The sequence below is a fragment of the Bacillus sp. FSL M8-0049 genome, from assembly GCF_038593355.1.
GTDB lineage: Bacteria > Bacillota > Bacilli > Bacillales > Bacillaceae > Bacillus > Bacillus safensis.
The window spans coordinates 3,597,031-3,612,493 of the sequence record NZ_CP151986.1; the positions used below are offsets into that span (position 1 = coordinate 3,597,031).

A 15,463-nucleotide genomic window follows, 5' to 3' on the forward strand; every position below is an offset into this window, starting at 1 on the left:
AATCCATCTAAAAGAGTATAAAATCTCATCTACTTATGATAAGGCTCACCCCGCACAATCCGAAACGCACGATAAATCTGCTCCACCAACACCAACCTCATCAACTGATGCGGAAACGTCATTTTCGAAAACGACAGCTTCTCATTCGCGCGCTGCATGACGGCATCACTTAAGCCAAGGGATCCGCCTATGACGAAACATACTTTGCTTTTTCCGTAAGTTGCCAGCTTATCTATTGTATCGGCTAATTCTTCGGAAGTTTTCATTTTTCCTTCGATGGCGAGGGCGATGACGTGGGCGTCTGGGTTGATTTTGCTTAGGATGCGTTCGCCTTCTTTGTCTTTGATGATTTTCATGTCTTGATCACTGAGATTCTCGGGTGCTTTTTCGTCCGCGAGCTCAATGATCTCGATTTTTGCGTAAGCTTGTAATCGTTTGGTGTATTCGCCTATGCCTTGCTTTAAATATTTCTCTTTTAATTTTCCTACTGTGATAATTGATATATTCACAGGTCATCCCCACCTTAAGAACAAGTTATTCAGATAAGTTATCAACAATTGTGGATAAAATTTGTGTATTTTGTGTCCGATCATTCGTTCCCCACTATATATATTGCAGGTTCATCGCACAATTCACAGGTTGTGGATAAACTGTGTGTATGTTCGATTTTTCTGAATTCCGGCGGCGTTTCGTGATCATCTATGTACATGTCTAATACGGTTTCTATGTGTTCTGCACAAGCATAAAATGTTTTATTCATAAGTTTCTTATTCCTCCAATAAGTTCTTTAGTTATTCACAAGTGTTTCGCTCATTGTCCAATATAACCGATTTATTCACATGTTAATAGTCTTTTACCATTTCTCACACCTTTTATCCACAAACTAAAAAAAGCCTCCACTTCTGTGAAGGCTTCTTTCTATAAAAATGGATTATAAAATCTCGTTCCTCTAACAAATGTAATCACTAGCGACACGATCAGCACCACACCAACAAACAATAACGCAGCATAATCTGCTTTTTGAAAGTCTTTCGCCGTAAACCATGTGCGCTTTTTATGTTTCCCAAATCCGCGCAGCTCCATCGCATTGCTGATCGTTTCAATCCGTTCTAAGCTGGAGAAAATCAACGGCATCACAATCGACAGCGCATTTTTGATTCGTTTTCCCAGCTTTTCATTCTTCGATAAATCAATGCCTCTTGCTTGCTGAGAAATCGCGATCGTGCGAAAATCCCGCTGAATATCTGGAATATAACGAAGAGCAATCGCTACAGCATACGAAATCCGGTAGCTGACCCCAATTCGGCTGAGAGATGAGGCGAATTCACTTGGATTTGTTGTCACAATAAATAAAAGCGCTGCTGGCATCACGGTCACGTATTTCAGCGTAATGTTCAACTGATAGAAAAGCTGTTCAAGTGTGACATTATACCAGCCTGCAATATGAAACAGCTCATGCTTTGCTCCGTAGATGGCGACACCTTGCTGGGGCGCAAAGATGTAAATGGCGATGTTATTGATCACTAGGAAAATCGCCAGGACGATCACCACGAAGGAAATATCACGAAATCGTACGTTCGATAGCTGAAAGAACACGATACTGGCGGCTAACATAAACACTAATACGCCTGTATCATACGTGAGCATCGCTGCGGATGACCAGAGGATAAAGCAAATGAGTTTGGTTGCACCTGTCAGCCGGTGAATCGGTGACGGGCGATCGATATAAGACAGCATGTCTACAGCCATGTCATTCGTTCCTTTCTGTCAACCTCAATGAAGCGATCCACGAGTTCATTTGGATTTGGCCAGTCTGCTTTCAGCGCCAGTTCATACAGCGATGTTTCCTTTAAGCTCGCCTTTTGGACAAGCAGCTGATCTGTCAGCACTTTGGCTGGTGTATCATCTGCGATTTTTTCTCCATCTGAAATGACAATGGTTCTTGTTGTGTATTCAAGCATCAAGTGCATATCATGGGTGATCATGAAAATCGTGACACCCTGCTGGTTTAATTGCTCTAAAAACGTCATCATCTCTGTGTAATGTTTAAAGTCCTGTCCTGCGGTTGGTTCGTCTAGGATGAGTATTTCTGGCTCTAAAACAAGAATTGACGCGATGGTGACGCGTTTTTTCTGTCCAAAGCTAAGGGCTGAGATCGGCCACTTCCGAAATGGGTACAGCCCGCACACCTTCAGAACCCGCTCCACACGCTCCTTGATCTCGTCTTCCTTTACGCCTCTTAAAACGAGACCGAGTGCCACCTCATCAAAAATCATTTGTTTTGAAATCATTTGATTGGGGTTTTGCATAACAACACCGATTCGTTCGGAGCGCTGTTTGATCGTATCTCCTGTGATGTCATCACCATTTAAAAGAATTGACCCTTTCGTTGGCTTTTCAAATGCACAAAGCACCTTAGATAATGTTGTCTTGCCTGCTCCATTGGCTCCTGCGATGCTGATCATTTCTCCTTTTTTGACGGTAAAAGAGATGTTGCTCAGCGTATTTGGTCTTGTTGGATAGTCAAAGCTCAGCTCGCGCACTTCTAGTAAATCCTGTGCTGCAATCTGTTCTACTGATGGCTCAGACGCTTCCATCCACTGTTCGATTTTCTCTTTTGCCTCGTCGTCTAAGGTGAGACGCTGTAAATCAGCGATCTGATCTCCTGGCGCGACCGGTATGCCTGCATATTTCATCGCCTTTACATATAAAGGTTCACGTAAATACGCCGCTTCTAATACGTTTGAGGCGAGCAATTCATCTGGTGTCATATCCGCTACAATCGTTCCTTCATTGACAACGATAATGCGGTCCACATGACGGAAGAGGACGTCCTCTAATCGGTGCTCAACCATCACGATGGTTTTTTTCGTTTGTTTTTGCAGCCGGTCAATGAGGTCGATGACTTCTTTACCTGTTGCGGGGTCTAGGCTTGCAAGTGGTTCATCAAACAGCAGAATGTCGACATCATTGACAAGTACGCCCGCAATGGCGACACGTTGTTTTTGTCCGCCTGACAGCTCATGCACGGAAGCTGCCAGCTTGCCGTCTACCTCTGTTAATCTGGCAGCTTCCTCGACACGTGTGTTCATTTCTTCGCGTGTGACTTGATCATTTTCAAGCGTGAACGCGATGTCTTCTCCAACGGTCAGCCCGATGAATTGTCCATCAGGGTCCTGAAGCACCGTTCCGACAAGCTGTGAGAGGGAGAAAATGTTCTCTTTCTCTGCATTTTTCCCGCCGATGTGAAGACTTCCTTCCATAGAACCTTTATAAGACGCAGGAACTAGCCCATTGATACAATGGGCTAGTGTGCTTTTTCCCGATCCAGACGGGCCTGCGATGAGAACTTTTTCTCCTTCATAGATCGTCAGGTTGATATCCTTTAATGTTGGTTCTGCCTGACTGCGATACTTGAATCCGAAATGTTCGAATTGAATCATCGGTTTCTTCATTTATGTGTTCCACCTTGCTTCATGATGTTTCTTTCGATAGGCTGCCGCTTTTGCTTCTCGTTTTTGCATAGGCTGCAATGATGATGGTTCCTAGTACACCAACTGTGATGATGTTTGAAATCCCTGCCACGATGCCTTGGACAAACACTTTGTTCGCAGGTTCTGCATAGATCACAATGTCGAGTACAGGAGCAATGATAAACCAGCCTAATGCCTGTGCGCCTGCTTGTACGGCGTTGAAGAGCGTGATTTTCTTCCAGCCGAAGTCTCCCTCTTCTACTTTTAAACGGTTAGAAATAAAGCCGATCAATAAACCAACGACACCCGATACAATAATCCAGCTCCACCAAGGGCCAAATGTGGTCGCATCTTTAATGAGATGGCCAATAAAACCAATCAGTGCGCCTGCAACAGGACCAAATAGCACGGCCATTAATGCAAGGAATGCGTATGAGGTTTCAATTTGTGTATTCGGAATTCCAGTTGGAATGGAGACGAAGCGTCCTAAAATCACAAAGACGGCTGCTCCAATTCCAATGGCAACGACAGTTTTCGTTGAAAGTTGTTTTCCTGCCATGATGTATCCTCCTCTTATTCGTATATAATGCGCGGAGCTTTGCGAATCGAAAGGCGCCAGCCTGTGCCTGTACCGATGTTATAAGCCTTTGCAAATGACCCTTGATTGATCGCCACGCCTAAATGATCGAGTGAATTGACATATACGAGTGGTTCGCCTACCTTTAAGTCGGCAAAAGATCGTCCATAGGTCATGATATTTTTATACACATTTTTCGGCCCGTTGGCAATGGTAACTTCTATTGCATCCCCATAATTAATTGAAAGCTGTTCAAATAGCGTGTGATGAATGTTTGTCCATAGGTTTCCGAATCTCACATCTAAAATATCAATCGTCCCTGTGATCACATCTTCTTCCGCATAAGCCTGTACGACTGGAAGATGGATAATATCATCAATATTCGCCTTTGGCCCAACCTCTTCAAATGAAATCACACCTGATGCAATTCTCGCCCCTGTATAAGCGTAAATATCTCTCCCATGGAAAGTATGTGATTTTCCCGACTTTGGCAGCCGGTTAATGGTTTCATCTAAGTAACGGGCTTCCACAATGCCAATATCCTGGGCAACGTGCGTGAGTGTCCCGTTATCTGGGGTAATGATATAGTGAGAGCTTGTCGTTTTGACGACAAGACTTTTTCTCTCGGATCCAACGCCCGGGTCAACGACGGAAACGAATACGGTCTCTTCCGGCCAGTATGTGACGGTTTGAAGCAGGCGATAAGAAGCCTCCCAAATGTCATACTGCGGAATATTGTGTGTTAAATCAAAAATGCGGATGCTGCTGCTGACCGTATTTGCCACTCCGTACATTGCACTGACAGCTCCATCATCAATGCCGAAATCTGATTGTAAAACCAATGCATGTTCACTCATGTCAATCTCCCTTTCATTTGAAAAAATGGATGTGGTGTTTCACGTGGAACATTTGAACAATTGTATGAAAAAAAGTGGACAATAAAAAATACCCCATCCTTATCTTTGAATCATAAGGACGAGGTATTTGTCTCGTGGTACCACCTTTATTTACTGTTTGCTCGCGCTAAACAGCCTCTACAAGTACAAAGCTCCAATCTGGCTCATATACTGTGGTTTTGATAACGAGTACCAACTCTCGTCGTCACCTACTAATATCATAGATATGTTCAGCACGAGGCTCAGAGACCATTTTTCGAATCATTATTTTTGCTTCTTTTCAGCTGCCGAAGCTCTCTGTGGAAAAATTGATGATTGTACTTTCTCTCGTCATTGCCTGTATAGTTATCTTGAATTAAAGCTATCATACATGATGTTTTTTGATAAATCAAGATATTTTTCTGAACATTTTTAAAAATGAGTCAACTGGTGCTGGAAGAGTCTTCTTTTTATGAAATTTAAACAAATGTTAAAGAGCAAGATATGGTGTCTTTCTTTTCTAGGGGTATAATAAAGGTGAAGGGAGGTACAGCGTGTGTGGACCATCTGTATGAATGAGTTTAAGCAGCTCTTCAAAAGCACAAAATCTATTTTAACAATTGTTATTATTTTCATTTTATCTACTTTTGTTTCAAGTCTTCCGTTTATCGCTGCTCATCAGGAAAAATGGGAACTGGCAAAGGATCCTTATTCTATTGGGAATGAACTGGTGATTTCTTTATTTGGTTTCTTCCTTATTTTTTTGTTGTCTCATGATATTTTAAGCCGCGAAATTCATTTGAAAACCATTCGTTTTCTCGTCAGTAAAACAACCCGTTTGAACATTATCATCGGGAAATATCTTGGACTGATGCTGTTTTGGCTTAGCTGTATTATGACGACATATGTGCTGAATATGGTGATTTCACACCGTTTTCTGTTCTCAGATGCCTTAAAAATCTTAACCTTTATCAGTGTCGGTATCTCATGTGCTTTATTTTTGTCCATGCTCTTTCCAACACCGCAGAAATCAATGTTTGTCGGCATGTTATTTTCCTTTCTTTTCCCAATCGTCAGTTTGATTTCTGTTCTTTCTTCAGAACGAATGATTCATTGGTTCCAATATATGACGCCTTATTATTATGCGCGCTGGAGTGAACCGCTGACCTACGTCCTAATGAACACGGCATTGACCGTTATCTTACTCATTGGAACTGCACTGCTGTTTCAAAGGAGGGATGTGTAGATGCTTCATACAAAGGGGCTCACAAAAAAATACCGTACAAAAGTCGCAATAGATCATATTAATCTTGATGTCAATCAGGGCGATATCTTCGGACTCATTGGACCAAAGGGATCTGGTAAGACGACGTTTTTCAATATTATTACCGGGATCTCCCGCCCTACCTCTGGTACGTTTACAGTGATGAATATGCCTTCGCTAAAAAAAGTGAGACAGCATATCGGTGTTCTGCCAGAATATACGGATTTATATGAAGGTCTTACGGCTCTTGAGCATATTGCCTATTTATCAAAAATCACCGGAACACGCCAGAGAACGAGTGATTATGAAGAACTGCTCGAATTTGTCGGTTTACATCATGATCATCAGGAGAAGGTCGGTGCCTTCACACCTGGTATGAAGAAACGGCTCGGAATGGCGCAGGCCATCGCCCATCAGCCGGAATTTATTTTACTCGACGAACCTTTTGCCGATATTGATGCAGATTCGATCTTGCACATCCAGCGGGTCATTGAAACATTAAAGGATGAAGGAAAAACCGTCTTTTTAACAGCTGACCGTCCAAGGTTCACCAATAGTATTTGTACCAAAACGGCGTTCATTTCTGAAGGAAAATTAGTGTCCCCACATACTCATCCTCAAGAGAAAACCATCACATCCTCAAACATACGTGCAACCTTCAAGCATGCATGGATTGATGATGAGGTGAAACCTGTTCTCACGCAGTACCTGCAAACTGTCGGAACAGATCTTGTGATCAGTGATGACGAGACCTCATTGTTAATTCGTTCAGAAGCTCAAGTTCCAGCGATCATTCGCGCTTTCGTGAAGTGTAAAGTCGATTTATACAGAGTCACGGCTCAGGATGCCATGACGTCCTCATAAAAAAGTACCGTACGCTTTCTGCACGGTACTTCTTCTTTTTTATAAAGGTTTACTCATATAGATACCGGTTTCTGCAAATCCCGTTTTCTCGTACAGCGAACGGGCGATTTGATTGTGAGCAAAGACATGGAGCGAGAGCTTTTGCACACCTAATGACTTTGCCTGCTCCTCTAATGCAGCAATGGCCTGCTTTGCAAAGCCTTTTCCTCGATAAGCTTCAAACAAAATAAAGTTATAAATAAATCCTTCGTGCTGCGGGTGATTCGGGTCATAGCAAAGCCAAACCCAGCCAATCGCTTCATCTCCGTTTAAGAAATTCCACAGCTCATGATGCTCCGTCTGAAGTCCTTCTGGAAGCAGTCTGTCAAATTGTTCTTCTGCGTTCGCAAGTGATTCTTCCTTTTCCCATGTCCCTGCGAGTACCTTTTCTTCCGCGTACCGCTGAATGGCTTTCTCCATCAATACATCGTAATCAGTTTGTGACATCCGTTGTAGTGTAACCAATCGTACCGCCCCCTTTCCTTCATCATATGTCAGTCATGCCAAAAAAACCAGTTCCTAGTTGGAACTGGTTAGCCGCCATATCGGTCGGTTTGAGAAAGTTTGATCTCTGCTGATTTTTTCTTTCCGCTTCGGTAAAATTGCACCTTTACCTTGTCGCCGACCTTCCTTTGATATAAGTACTTACGAAGATCCACGATATTCTGTACACTCTTGCCATCAAAGGAGGTCACGACATCCAGCTCTTTTAGTCCCGCTTTTCCTGCTGGAGATAACGGCTCAACACTCATGACAACGACCCCAGATGTAACCTTAGATGGCAGTTTCAACGTTTCCTGCCAGTGGTAGCTCGCAATATCCGCTAATGATTTCATGCCGACGCCAAGGTACGGACGCTTTACCTCTCCGTAGCGCTCTAAATCCTCTATGACAGGTATGACCAGATTCGCTGGAATGGACAGCCCGATTCCTTCTACCTCTGATTCAGCAATCTTCATTGAGTTGATGCCGATCACCTTTCCGTCCATATTGATCAAGGCACCACCGCTGTTTCCAGGATTGATGGCGGCGTCTGTTTGCAGTACTTCTGCATTCCAATCCGTCTGTCCGTCCCCATTTGAGTCCACAGGGATCGCACGCTCCGTGCCTGAAATGACTCCTTGTGTGACAGAGCCTGCGAATTCAAGCCCTAATGGATTTCCAATGGCGATGACTGGCTCACCCGGCTTCACATGATCTGAGTTACCGAAGGCTGCCGTTTTCTTGATTTTATCACTTTTGACAGTGAGAACTGCTAAATCCATGAGTTGATCGCTGCCGACAAGATTGGCACCAATTCTTGTCCCATCATGGAGGCTCACTTCAAGCTGGTTGGCGCCTTTGATGACGTGATGGTTTGTGACAATATAAAACGTGTCACCCTTTTTTTTATAAATCACACCTGACCCGCTACCTGCTTCTCCGCCTTCCTCCCAAAAGCTCGACTTTTGGATATTAATGACGCCGACCACCGTATCTGACATATTAGACACCACTTTCGTGACTGCATCATTGACGTTTACATTCACAGTTTTTAAAGGGCCCTGAGATGTTTGTCCATCACTGTTCTGCTGCCATCCAAAGGGACTGCCGCTCTGTCCAGATACATAGGGGAAAAAGAATCCCATTAAAAAAGCTCCTACCAATACACCGATCAAACCAGAAAGAAAATATCCTTTTCTGCTTCGTCTCGGCTTCCACTCTACATCGCGATAATCCACTATGTTTCCTTCCTTTCAGTGAATAGATGATGTATATAGTGTTGGTAAGAAGCTCTTATCTTAATCATACGATTATAAAAATCATACGGCGCAAAGCGGGGTTGCTTTTTTCGGGTCCGTATCAAATAAATCAAAGCCGTCCCCCACAACAAAGCCCTTCATTTCAAGCGTCTGCTGGACCGCCATACGGGCTAAATCCTTCATGTTGTTATCTTGACTCAAGTGAGCCAAATAAATGCGTGAGGTGGCATCTCCAATGACATCTGTCATCGCGAGAGCAGCATCTTCATTTGATACATGTCCGACATCACTCAGAATTCTGCGCTTAATGCTCCATGGGTAGCGGCCCATTTGCAGCATCCCGACATCATGATTGCTCTCAAACACAAACGTATTGGCTGACTTAATAATGCCTTTCATGCGGTCACTCACATAGCCTGTATCTGTCATGAGGGCAAGTTTGCGCCCTCCATAATGGAACACGTAAAACATAGGCTCTGCCGCATCGTGTGAGACGCCAAATGACTCGACATCAAGGCCGCCAAAGGATTGAACGGTCTCCATATCAAAATGGAATTTCTGCTCTGTGTCAATCTTTCCGATATGAGACTCCATTGCCTTCCATGTTTTCGCATTTGCATAGACAGGAAGCTTGTACTTTCTTGCCATGACACCAAGCCCTTTAATATGATCGGAGTGCTCGTGTGTCACAAAAATGCCGTCCAAGTCCTCAGGCTTGCGGTCGATTTGGCTAAGCAGCTCGACCATCTGTTTGCCGCTTAAACCAGCATCCACCAAAAAGGCATGCTCGTCTGTTTCTAAATAAAAAGCGTTCCCCGTACTTCCGCTCGCTAGTACACTGAACTGCAAGCTCATGTTCTCTCACTCCATTGAAGATTTGTCATCTTTCTCTATATGATCAAGTGTTGAGCCATCAATGGCATTGATCAAATATTCTTCTTCTGTCTTTTTCTTTGAACCTGCTGATACGCCTTCAAGCTCCACCCGCCATACAGGTACCATGACTTGCGTGCTTGCCCCCGGGTATTGCGTATAGTAGCCAAGCTCTACCTTTTTCACGGTCGTGTTTTGGCTCAGCATATTTTGCGTATATAAGTCCTTCACTGTTTCAAGTGCCGGGACAAGGGTTTCTTTTCTCACTTCATTAATCGATGTCACCATTGATTGCTGATATGAGACGATTTCGTTTTGATCGTTGAGATTTAAGGTGATTTGCCCGATGGTTTCGGTGTCATCAAGGCCTTCTTGGAAGATGTATTTCCCTTTATACGTTTGGAAAAAGACGATTTTCCCTGTCTCTTCATCTATACTCCACAGCTTATAATTCTTCCCATCCAGCAAACGCTGGTTCACAAGGTTCGTCGCCGCTGTTTTGATATCCTTTTTCGGCAAGGCAACGGGCTTGTTGAAGGTCATTTCAAGCAGCGTGACAGGATCATCTTTGTCTGTTTTCGGGAATGTGCTTTTCGCCTTTTGATCAGCTAATCCGTCGACATCCTTTTTCGTATATTGCTTCTTTTCAGCTGTAATGCGGTATCCAATCTTCGCTTCATCTGATAGATTGCCATATTTGATCCCGTCTGCCTTCATTTCTTCCAGCGTATCCGTTTTTTCGATAATCGCAAAATGATCGGTTGACCGTTTTTCAAAGTATTGAAAACCTAGAAAGATATCGAGAACGAGAAAGGCTAGGATAAAGATCGTTTTGGTCTTATTCCACTCCATGATTCTCGCTCCCCTCTGTCAAAAGATCATTCGATAGAATCACGGTTTTGCCGTTATATTTCATGCACCATACAGGCTCCAGCCAGACAAACATCGCTTGATCTTGATCTGATGGAGTTGAAGCAGCTTGATATGCAGGGAAAATCTGTTCAATTTTCTCCAGGTCATCATATTTCGTCTGCTTGATGATCAAGTCCTTCAGCTCTGTTCCGTTCATCAGCTTGACCTGTTCACTTTGACTCGCTTTATTGCCAAGAATATAGTTTGGGCGCTTGTAATTCAAAATGTCATCATTTGCCCATTGTACTTCAAGGGAGGTCATCCCAAATGGATGCTTTGTACTGTTGACGATCGGCAAACCGTCCATAAACATATTAAAGGATAGCTGCTGGTTGCTGTTGATGCCAAAATATTGATAGTCATCAGTAAAGCTTCCCGTATCATTGAAATATTTCACGCTTCGCTTAATCAAATCCCCCGTTTGGAAAACAGTGCTGGAATTGATATTGCGGTGCTGATATTGAATACGGTGGTCTTTTTGATTGGCTTCAAGGCGGCTTGTGCCATCTGTGTACACCGTCCGGTTTAAATTAGATTCCTCACCGACAAGGCTCGGGTCCGTAAACAAAGCGTCTTTGAACTTGTTTGTCTTAATCGTTTCGATAAAGAACATCTTCGCTTCAAGCTGCTTTTGCTTTCTCGGAAGAAGGAAATCTCGTTTAGAATTCGTTGAGAATGTATAAAGATCATAGCGCGGCATCTCGTTTTGAGCGGCTGCGATACTGTTCATTAGATTACGGTAATTGGCGGACTCAATTGTCAGCTCAAGCACCGTCTCCTTGCTGTATGAGACCAAATACACTTTCTTATTGGCCTTATCCTGCTGGGCGAACGGCACGATCATTCGATCAAACGAGTTGTATTCAATGGACTTGTTCGGCCATTTAAAGAGCGCTTGAAAAATATCAATTGGAATCGGATCATTGAACACAAGATCCAAAGTCTTCCCTTGTCCTTCGCGTCCATAGAAGAAATTCTTAAATTTCTGCTCGGAATATTGATCTGACACATCATTAATCTCTTTGACATCCCAAAGGCTCACATCATTCCAAAAGTTTTGAAAGAGTTCCTTTTGATCCACTTTAAAATGCTCCCCATTTGAATGGATGAACATCTCGCGCGGCTTCACGACATCAATGAGACTTCTAGGCTCGTCGCTTGAAATCTTCTTCGTTTCCACGACCTGTGTGCCGGTATCTGCCTGATCCTGCATGACGGGCTGGAACATCCAGATATTCCACGTAAATACAAGACTGATCGCAATTAGGATTGTCAATATTATGGTTTTAAAGGTCTCACGCTTCATCCCAATCATCCTCTTGTTCTTCATTGTACGGAAGGGTAAAGGTCACCGTTGTCCCTTTTCCTTCAATGCTGTCAGCCCAAATATCTCCGCCATGAGCCTGAACCATTTCTTTTGCAATCGCAAGACCGAGGCCGGTTCCGCCAAGCTTTCTTGTTCTTGCTTTATCCACCCGATAAAAACGTTCAAAGATTTTATCCATATCCTTCTTCGGAATACCGATTCCTTCATCTTTTACGCTGAATAACACAAGGCCTTTCTCCTCATCCAAATCGACGGTAAACGTGATGTGTCCACCCTCTGGTGAGTATTTCATGGCATTGGAAATGATATTATCGAGCACCTGAGTAATTTTATCTTGGTCGATTTCCACATATACTTCACGCTGCGGCAGGTTGCGGATAAAATCGACATGCTGCTCCTTCGTCATTTCAAAACGATCAATGACGAGCGAGATAAACCTGATAAAGTTCGTCCACTCACGGTTGAATTGATAATCCTTGCTGTCGAACTTAGACAGCTGCAGCAGGTCATTGACAAGCCGGATCATGCGCTCAGTTTCATTTTGCGTGACACTGAGGAATCTTGGTGCAAGCTCTTTATCACCAATCGCACCTTCAGCCAGCGCCTCAAGATAGCTTCGCATCGTCGTCAGCGGTGTGCGCAGCTCATGCGATACGTTCGCGACGAATTCACGGCGTTCCGCATCAATTTTCTCCTGCTCTGTGACGTCATAAATGACCGCAATTAAGCCATCAATTTTCCCATGCTCTTTCTGAATGACGGAGAAATTCACACGCAATACAGACAGCTGATCTTCGCGCTCAATTTCTATCAGCATGGAATCTTGATTTTCGACTAAATCTTCAAATGTATGAGTTTCCTCTAAGCCAAGCAAAGACGTGATCGGCATCTCTAGTGCTGTTTCACGTGAAACATTTAATAGCTCTAATGCAGGGCTGTTTAATAGAATAATTGCACCGTTTTGATTCGTTGCGATGACACCGTCCGTCATATAGGCAATAACAGAAGAAAGCTTTTTCCGCTCCCCCTCCGTCATCAGCTGAGCTTCCTCCAGCTCTCTCGTCAGATGGTTAAAGGTTGTCGCAAGCTGGCCAATCTCGTCATGTCCATACTTCCGGACCTTTCTGGAGAAGTTCCCTTTGGCAAGCTCGATCGCCTGCTTTCTCATATCTGAAATAGGATGAGTGATCGTTCTAAAAATGAAGATACCAAGTAGAGCAGTCGTCCCAAGTGCAATCAGTGTCCCAGTCGCTAAAATGGTGTTAATGGTTCGCATTTGATTAAACACACTTTCCATTGAAGACACAACATAAATCACACCAACGGTCTCTTGGTTCTCATTTTTTACGGCTGTCGCAGAAATACGCACCCTTTTATTTGACTCAGGGTCATAGAATTTTTTCTCATAGTCTTTGCCGACCGCGAAAATACGGCTAATGATTTGATCAGTGATTTTCTTGCCGGCAATCTCTTGGCTGCCGTTATTTACAGAGGCAATGACCTCTCTGCTTTCGTCAATATAGCTGACTTCAGAGATTTCATTAGACTCATCTTTGTTGTTAAAATCGTTTAATATCTTTTGAGCATCCTCTTTTAATTCTGCCTTGCTTTTCGATGAATCTTGTTCTAGGTAATACGATAACGAGTAGATTCGCTGATTCAAGGAATTATCATATGAATTAATTAAGGACTGCTCTAGCTGCTTCACAAAGTACACGCCAATGATCTGCATGGCGACGATGATCAGCAGCACGTAAATCAAGGTCAATTTGAAGTGAATCGAGCGAAAAAAACCTACTTTACTCATAAGAATCTTAGTCCTGTTCTGGGTTTCTTAAATAGTAGCCTACGCCTCGTCTTGTCACGATCCAGCTCGGGTGGCTAGGGTTGTCTTCAATCTTTTCACGAAGACGGCGGACTGTGACGTCTACTGTACGGACATCTCCGAAGTAATCATAGCCCCATACGGTTTGCAGCAAGTGCTCACGTGTCATGACTTGTCCGATATGTTTCGCTAAATAATGAAGCAGTTCGAACTCACGGTGCGTCAATTCAATCGTTTCCTCGCGCTTAGACACCACATACGCATCTGGATAAATAACAAGTGATCCAACCTCAATATCATTTGATTCAGATTCTTCCTCCGTCTGCGGAGCAGCGGTTTGTCTTCTCAAATTCGCTTTCACGCGGGCAAGCAGCTCACGTGTGCTGAAAGGCTTTGTCACATAATCATCTGCGCCAAGCTCAAGGCCGATGACTTTATCAATTTCAGAGTCTTTTGCTGTCAGCATGATAATCGGCATATCATATTTCTTTCTCACTTCACGGCATACTTCAACACCATCTTTATTCGGCAGCATAATGTCGAGCAGAATAATGTCCGGCTTGATTTCTTCTACCATTTCAAGGGCTTCGTTTCCATCATATGCACAATGAACCTCATAGCCCTCTTTCCTTAAATTAAATTCCAATATATCAGCAATCGGTTTTTCATCATCTACGACAAGAATCTTTTTTTCCATTGTGATTTCCTCCTGCATTTTTAGCATCTATGTCATTCCATTTTGCATGTATCATTACACCTTTTCCATTTATGAAAAAAAGGCTCACTGTCTATTATAACGTTTTACGAGGCAAAGATAAAAATAATAACGGCTTTCTTTTCTAGTAAACGTTGGATAGGAAGGCGCCGCTCGAAAAAATTGATGACTTTTTCCTTTTTTATTGAAACTTTTCCAATCACCAGCCGTCTATATAGATGTAACGTCTTCTTCTTATGGAGCCGGGCCCTACCTAGGTCCGGCTTCTCCCTTTTTATGCCTTCTTTTCATAATAAAAACGCACCTGCGATTGCAGATGCGTTTGGAAGTGGCTCGGGACGGAATCGAACCGCCGACACACGGATTTTCAGTCCGTTGCTCTACCAACTGAGCTACCGAGCCATCATCAAAAAGATGAATATGTATAAATGGCGGTCCGGACGGGACTCGAACCCGCGACCTCCTGCGTGACAGGCAGGCATTCTAACCAACTGAACTACCGGACCTCAGTAACTTGCCCGAAAAAGCAATCGTGGTGCTCCTTCAAGCAAGTGAGGAAAAAATTAGCTTAACGCTAAAGTAAATCAATGACCCGTACGGGATTCGAACCCGTGTTACCGCCGTGAAAGGGCGGTGTCTTAACCGCTTGACCAACGGGCCAATACATGGTGAGCCATGAAGGACTCGAACCTTCGACCCTCTGATTAAAAGTCAGATGCTCTACCAACTGAGCTAATGGCTCTCGGCTTGTGAAAAGTGAATCTGAAGAAGCTGTATTGCGCCAAACCAATCGCTTTAAAAAAGCTGGAACATCGCATCCTAACAAGTTTCAGAGACCTTTGCAACAACGAGATTTATAATATCATAGAGTAAATACATATGGCAATACGTTTTTCGACATTTTTTAAAAAAAGTGTCGGATTTAAATATCTTCTATCAAAGCTCCCACTTCTGCAACCGCCTTCATTAGATAGGCC

At 43.5% G+C, this 15,463-nt stretch carries 15 protein-coding genes, 4 tRNA genes and 1 other annotated feature; of the genes, 2 read left to right on the forward strand and 17 right to left on the reverse strand.

Annotated features, from left to right (window positions below):
- Positions 1-29: 29 nt before the first annotated feature.
- The 6 genes from rlmH to NSU13_RS18555 form a co-directional block, all read right to left on the reverse strand.
- Positions 30-509 carry a 23S rRNA (pseudouridine(1915)-N(3))-methyltransferase RlmH gene (gene rlmH / locus NSU13_RS18530; RefSeq protein WP_342489724.1) on the reverse strand — a complete coding sequence of 160 codons (480 nt, stop codon included), beginning with the start codon at positions 507-509 and terminating at the stop codon, positions 30-32.
- A gap of 80 nt (positions 510-589) precedes the next feature.
- Positions 590-760 (reverse strand): CxxH/CxxC protein, encoded by a 171-nt coding sequence (locus NSU13_RS18535; protein WP_065215011.1) that lies wholly within the window; start codon positions 758-760, stop codon positions 590-592.
- Between the two features lie 158 nt (positions 761-918).
- Complete coding sequence (locus tag NSU13_RS18540; protein ID WP_120208944.1) at positions 919-1,749, reverse strand: energy-coupling factor transporter transmembrane component T; 831 nt, start codon at positions 1,747-1,749, stop codon at positions 919-921.
- Positions 1,740-3,455: an ABC transporter ATP-binding protein gene (locus NSU13_RS18545; RefSeq protein ID WP_342489725.1), complete on the reverse strand. Its 1,716-nt coding sequence runs from the start codon at positions 3,453-3,455 to the stop codon at positions 1,740-1,742. Before NSU13_RS18545 ends, NSU13_RS18540 begins: the two co-directional genes overlap by 10 nt.
- A gap of 19 nt (positions 3,456-3,474) precedes the next feature.
- Complete coding sequence (locus NSU13_RS18550; RefSeq protein ID WP_024424020.1) at positions 3,475-4,032, reverse strand: ECF-type riboflavin transporter substrate-binding protein; 558 nt, start codon at positions 4,030-4,032, stop codon at positions 3,475-3,477.
- A 14-nt stretch (positions 4,033-4,046) separates the two neighbouring features.
- Positions 4,047-4,907: an S-adenosyl-l-methionine hydroxide adenosyltransferase family protein gene (locus NSU13_RS18555; RefSeq protein WP_024427616.1), complete on the reverse strand. Its 861-nt coding sequence runs from the start codon at positions 4,905-4,907 to the stop codon at positions 4,047-4,049.
- A gap of 111 nt (positions 4,908-5,018) precedes the next feature.
- Positions 5,019-5,289: a binding site (T-box leader), on the reverse strand.
- A gap of 192 nt (positions 5,290-5,481) precedes the next feature.
- Here NSU13_RS18555 and NSU13_RS18560 point away from each other — a divergent pair.
- Together NSU13_RS18560 and NSU13_RS18565 are read left to right on the forward strand one after the other, a co-directional pair.
- Complete coding sequence (locus NSU13_RS18560; RefSeq protein ID WP_326135982.1) at positions 5,482-6,171, forward strand: ABC transporter permease subunit; 690 nt, start codon at positions 5,482-5,484, stop codon at positions 6,169-6,171.
- Complete coding sequence (locus tag NSU13_RS18565) at positions 6,172-7,053, forward strand: ABC transporter ATP-binding protein (RefSeq protein ID WP_101677481.1); 882 nt, start codon at positions 6,172-6,174, stop codon at positions 7,051-7,053.
- Between the two features lie 39 nt (positions 7,054-7,092).
- On the opposite strand, the gene NSU13_RS18570 is transcribed toward NSU13_RS18565, so the two are convergent.
- The 11 genes from NSU13_RS18570 to NSU13_RS18620 all read right to left on the reverse strand — a co-directional run bounded on the left by NSU13_RS18570 (position 7,093) and on the right by NSU13_RS18620 (position 15,228).
- Positions 7,093-7,557: a GNAT family N-acetyltransferase gene (locus tag NSU13_RS18570; RefSeq protein ID WP_034283585.1), complete on the reverse strand. Its 465-nt coding sequence runs from the start codon at positions 7,555-7,557 to the stop codon at positions 7,093-7,095.
- 68 nt (positions 7,558-7,625) lie between these two features.
- Positions 7,626-8,813: a trypsin-like peptidase domain-containing protein gene (locus tag NSU13_RS18575; protein ID WP_342489726.1), complete on the reverse strand. Its 1,188-nt coding sequence runs from the start codon at positions 8,811-8,813 to the stop codon at positions 7,626-7,628.
- An 81-nt stretch (positions 8,814-8,894) separates the two neighbouring features.
- On the reverse strand, positions 8,895-9,689 hold the full coding sequence (locus NSU13_RS18580) for an MBL fold metallo-hydrolase (protein WP_034283589.1): 795 nt from the start codon (positions 9,687-9,689) through the stop codon (positions 8,895-8,897).
- A 6-nt stretch (positions 9,690-9,695) separates the two neighbouring features.
- Positions 9,696-10,559, reverse strand: coding sequence for a two-component system regulatory protein YycI (gene yycI / locus NSU13_RS18585; protein WP_120208931.1), 864 nt, complete (start codon positions 10,557-10,559; stop codon positions 9,696-9,698).
- The gene (gene yycH, locus NSU13_RS18590) at positions 10,546-11,925 is read right to left on the reverse strand and encodes a two-component system activity regulator YycH (RefSeq protein ID WP_041118417.1); all 1,380 of its coding nucleotides are present in this window, start codon (positions 11,923-11,925) and stop codon (positions 10,546-10,548) included. Before yycH ends, yycI begins: the two co-directional genes overlap by 14 nt.
- Positions 11,915-13,753: a cell wall metabolism sensor histidine kinase WalK gene (gene walK, locus NSU13_RS18595; RefSeq protein ID WP_024424029.1), complete on the reverse strand. Its 1,839-nt coding sequence runs from the start codon at positions 13,751-13,753 to the stop codon at positions 11,915-11,917. Before walK ends, yycH begins: the two co-directional genes overlap by 11 nt.
- A 7-nt stretch (positions 13,754-13,760) precedes the next feature.
- Entirely contained in the window at positions 13,761-14,468 is a 708-nt protein-coding gene (gene yycF / locus NSU13_RS18600) for a response regulator YycF (protein ID WP_024424030.1), read from the reverse strand.
- Between the two features lie 347 nt (positions 14,469-14,815).
- Positions 14,816-14,888 (reverse strand) — tRNA-Phe (locus NSU13_RS18605).
- 27 nt (positions 14,889-14,915) lie between these two features.
- Positions 14,916-14,992 (reverse strand) — tRNA-Asp (locus tag NSU13_RS18610).
- A gap of 82 nt (positions 14,993-15,074) precedes the next feature.
- Positions 15,075-15,146, reverse strand: a tRNA-Glu gene (locus NSU13_RS18615).
- Between the two features lie 6 nt (positions 15,147-15,152).
- Positions 15,153-15,228: transfer RNA gene (locus NSU13_RS18620), tRNA-Lys, on the reverse strand.
- Positions 15,229-15,463: the final 235 nt, after the last annotated feature.